Raw genomic sequence first — 3,976 nt, 5'->3', positions numbered from 1 at the left:
CCTCAAGCCGCGCCCGATCCGGTGCCGTGACGACGAAGGTGATACCGCTACGCATACCCCTTGGTCGCACAATGCAGCGCTAGGCGGAATCCTCAAAAGGACTCATCCGTCACGATCAATCCACTAGATAGCGAGGTGAGGTAATCGCGTTGAAAGTTTAAGCTCTAAGCGGTCGAGCGAACCGGGATGAAGCGCCCTCCTTCGATGTTGACGCACCCGCCTACCTCAAACAGATGGCCAAGCTTCAACGGCGCTTCCGCGACCGTGCCGCCAAAGGTGCCCATTACCTCCCCGAGGAGCCTCACACAGCGCATTTGCGCGCCCCGGCTCAATCGTGCCGCCCCTTTCCACGTCGCGCTTTCAGAAGCTACGCAGGCGGTTATAGAGGATAGTTCTTGATCGACCCAGATTTCGGTCGAGATATAAAGAACGTGTCAACCGCTAATATTGCTATCAGTGTGGTTGTCGAGATTTTCCTTCAAATGAATTCCTTCCGGCGATACACACCGGTGGTCGATTATGACATTTTAAAGGACAATCAACGTGCCAAAGCTCTCTGACATCATCGCCGCCACTCTCCGTATCAAGCGGAAGCCGAAGCCGGAACCATACAGCCCAAGTTGCCTTACCGTCATGGTTGTACCAATGAAGCCTGTAAAAGGCCTTTACGGCTCGACATGGAACCGACGCGATCTATTTTGATCGCACCCCAAACAGCCCGTTGAACGACTGATAAGGTCGTTCACGGGCCTTACTTCGCCGTCTTTCCCCAATCCTCGTTCCAGCGCTTGACTACCGCTGCTTCCAAGTTGATGAAATTTGCCGCCCACATGATCGACTGTTCATCAAGAGCCTCTTGAATCTGGGCTGCAAGTGCGTCGCCGCTAACCCATTCCACCCAAGCACCGCCTACAAAAATGTAAGGCGTCCGTTCGGCAACCACATAGACGATGGCGCCTTCTTCAAGCCGCGCGGCAGGTATAGCGTTCCGTTCCGCGACAGTAGCGGCAGACTTCCACCCACCCTTGCCATACGCACTAAGATGACTCGGGTAACTATCAAGAGTTGAGTTGGGCACCACTGGTGCCGAGATGTTTGTTCCGTTGATGTTGCTCATCTGATATTTATGCGAGCAACCCCGATTGTGCTATAAATACTCTATGGAAACCATCGAGGCATCTCCCCGCTTTCTCGCGCTACTTGATGAACTCGACCGCTTCCAACTCCCCGCCCGCTCACGCATCCTCCCCGGTGAGATCGTCGGCGGAAGGATAAAGGCCAACATGCAAATCATTCCCTCTGGCGCGATCTCCGCCAGCACGCCCGCACCGACTGGCGCGATCGTCGCCAAGATCGCCATGAGGGCGTCGGCGCGCGATCGGCTCACCTATGCGGAGATCGTGAAGGCGAACGCTCCCATGAAACTCCTGAAAGCGCCAAGGAAGCCCGCGAAGGCCGCACGAGCACCACGCAAGCCCTCTCCGGCTCCGAAGCTCCCTCGCACCGGCCACTCGGCTGAGGTGAAGGCGGTGGTATCGGCGAAGGCGCGAGCGAAGCGCGAGGCACGCGTTGCCGCTGTTTTACCCCTCATAGCGCAAGCACGAGAGCAAGGGTGCCTGCTACTCTCCGAGATCGGTCAATATCTCGATCAAAGAGGCCACAAGCCACCGCAAGGCGAGAAATGGTCAACCGCAAGCTTGAGCCGCATTATCGGGCCAATCTCACCCGAGGATCGCCAGCGCCGTGACGAACGGTTCGCCAAGCTCATCGCCGATGCTCGCGCAGATGGTGCGATCAGCAATGCAGAGATCGCGGATTGGCTCAACGAGCGCGGACATCGCACCGAGAAAGGTGCAGCTTGGACGGGAGTGAACGTGTCACGCTTTCGGCGAACCTTCGAAGTGGATCGCGAAGCGCATCTTGTGAAGCTCGCCAGCCTTGTCGCGGATGCTATCGCGGACGGCGCGATATCGTATGTTGAGATTGCCGGGTGGCTCAACGCGCGCGACATTAAGACCGTCAACGGTACAGTATGGTCGCCAGCGAATGTCGGATTTTTCAAGCGGGGACGGATGCAAACCGCGACCTAAATACCTTTATGTCTAATACAATCACGATGCCCTTCCTTGATGATAGCGGCAAGCTCACCCCGCTCGTAGTTGCCGCTATGGCGGCTGGCGCAACATCATCACTGGTGACCACCGATCATAATCAAATCATCCTCACCTTCGCCACGCAGGCCGATCGTGATGCGTTCGCGGCGAAGATCGATTTAGCGCCCCAGTATCGATATTGGGGCGTATCGTCTAAACCGGCGCTCACCGCGATCGACATTGCCGCGCTCGGCAATAGCGAACCCGCCACCAGCTTTGCGAAGTCGATCACATACGATTGCACGGGCGGGCGCTTCCCCTACCTCGCCTACCCCGTCGCTTGGGGCACGCCCGCCGCTGTAACGGTCGGCGGGTTAGCGTTTACCGATCTCGTCATCGCCGATGTACCGGATGCGGATGGCAAAACCATTTACCGAACTATTCGGTTTAACTATCTCCAAAACGGCAACGCCATCAGAGTGGTCTGGGCATAATCGGCGTATATGCGCGATAGATATTGTGCCGATCATCGCTAGTCATGTATAAATACTTTGTGTTGTAGTAGACGCGTTCCTCGATTGAGCGGGTGGCTGGATAAGCCCCCGCTCTTTTCGTTTCAGCGCCAGCCGCACAATTCCGTTATGAATCTCGCGAGCACACTCGCTGACCGCTTTGCAATATTATTTTGCACAGTTCGGTTTCTTTCTCGAACTGCAAAAAAGATAATGCGGACGAGAAGTTCGGTCCTGTAGATGTTGGGAATGAGGCGGGCAACGGTTGCTCTCCACTCTACTACGGAAACCTCGAACATGATCCAGAATGCTATGAAAATCGATCTCTATGACGACCAAGGCAAGTTCAATATTCTTGGCCCACTCGATCCAACCTACGCGGACTGGCGCGGCGACTACAAGGTGCTTTGGCGCTCTGGCGATAACCGCCCGCGTCGCGTGATCTATCTCGCGTTGTGGTATCACTACGATGGCAAGCGCACCCGCGAAGAGGTAGAGGCGGAACCAGCCCTACGCCACGCCTTTGGCATCGATCGGATGGTCTATGACAAAAACGGCTTTCCCTCTTTTGACGAAGACACCTCGCCAAACTTCGACGCCAATCCGTTGGCGCTATTGAAGCATCTTCCCAAGCGCGAGCGTGAGGCCGCAGCGGCGCACTTGTCCAGTTGGATCACTAATGTCTACCCCGGCCTACTGGACGGCTCGGTTTCGCTGCCCACTCACCCCGTCATGACGATCCACAAGCTCAAAATCGGCGCGCCCGAATATGAAGAGCGTCACGCTGCCGTCGATCGCGCGTGGCACATGGGCCTTGATTGGGCGAACTAACGTCGGAGCGACGTTCATCTTACCAACTTTGAACCTCCGACGAAAATCTATCATCGATCGGACGGACCTATTCAGGAATTAATACGCATGTTTTACGATTCTAACCTTCACCTGAAAACCGATCTATCGGCTTCGGAACGTCGCGACATGAGCGATCTTTACAGCATGGTGGGCGACGCGATGTCGCGCAAAGCGCTGATGGAAGGCCCGCACGGTCCGCAGCGGCAGCTTTTCGCCGAGGCCAAAGCGGTAGCGTTGAGGTGTCATGCAAAAGACTTGTCGCGCGATCTTCAAGAGGGCTGGAGACGCGACGACGCCGCGCGGTCGCTCGATAAAGCTGAAACTCGCGAAGAGATTTGGCGCGCGTTGCACTGGTGGTGGACGGAAACCAAGCCAGCGCCTCGATAAGCCCTCTGAGCTGCTGCCGCTTCCGTGGACACCGAGATAAGGTGTTTTTGGAACCGGAGGATGGAGATGCAACGACGGAAGTTCAGCCGCGAGTTCAAGCTCGAGGCGGTGAAGCTGGTGCGGGAACGCGGG

The 3,976-nt window shown here is 56.4% G+C and carries 5 protein-coding genes; 4 read left to right on the top strand and 1 reads right to left on the bottom strand.

The features are described from left to right. Window positions 1-751: 751 nt before the first annotated feature. Window positions 752-1,117 (bottom strand): hypothetical protein, encoded by a 366-nt coding sequence (locus tag EWE75_RS23985; protein WP_130160550.1) that lies wholly within the window; start codon window positions 1,115-1,117, stop codon window positions 752-754. A gap of 43 nt (window positions 1,118-1,160) precedes the next feature. Here EWE75_RS23985 and EWE75_RS23980 point away from each other — a divergent pair, with 43 nt between their 5' ends. The 4 genes from EWE75_RS23980 to EWE75_RS23965 all read left to right on the top strand — a co-directional run bounded on the left by EWE75_RS23980 (window position 1,161) and on the right by EWE75_RS23965 (window position 3,844). Then, complete coding sequence (locus tag EWE75_RS23980; RefSeq protein WP_130160549.1) at window positions 1,161-2,090, top strand: hypothetical protein; 930 nt, start codon at window positions 1,161-1,163, stop codon at window positions 2,088-2,090. Window positions 2,091-2,116: 26 nt separating this feature from the next. Then, on the top strand, window positions 2,117-2,587 hold the full coding sequence (locus EWE75_RS23975; RefSeq protein WP_165388523.1) for a hypothetical protein: 471 nt from the start codon (window positions 2,117-2,119) through the stop codon (window positions 2,585-2,587). Between the two features lie 315 nt (window positions 2,588-2,902). After that, complete coding sequence (locus tag EWE75_RS23970) at window positions 2,903-3,436, top strand: hypothetical protein (protein WP_130160547.1); 534 nt, start codon at window positions 2,903-2,905, stop codon at window positions 3,434-3,436. 147 nt (window positions 3,437-3,583) lie between these two features. After that, on the top strand, window positions 3,584-3,844 hold the full coding sequence (locus EWE75_RS23965; RefSeq protein WP_130160546.1) for a hypothetical protein: 261 nt from the start codon (window positions 3,584-3,586) through the stop codon (window positions 3,842-3,844). Window positions 3,845-3,976: the final 132 nt, after the last annotated feature.

It is taken from the genome of Sphingomonas populi, assembly GCF_004208535.1.
In the GTDB taxonomy this organism is placed as follows: domain Bacteria; phylum Pseudomonadota; class Alphaproteobacteria; order Sphingomonadales; family Sphingomonadaceae; genus Sphingomonas; species Sphingomonas populi.
Note: the sequence above shows the minus strand (reverse complement) of the source record. Positions and strands in the feature narration are given on the sequence as shown.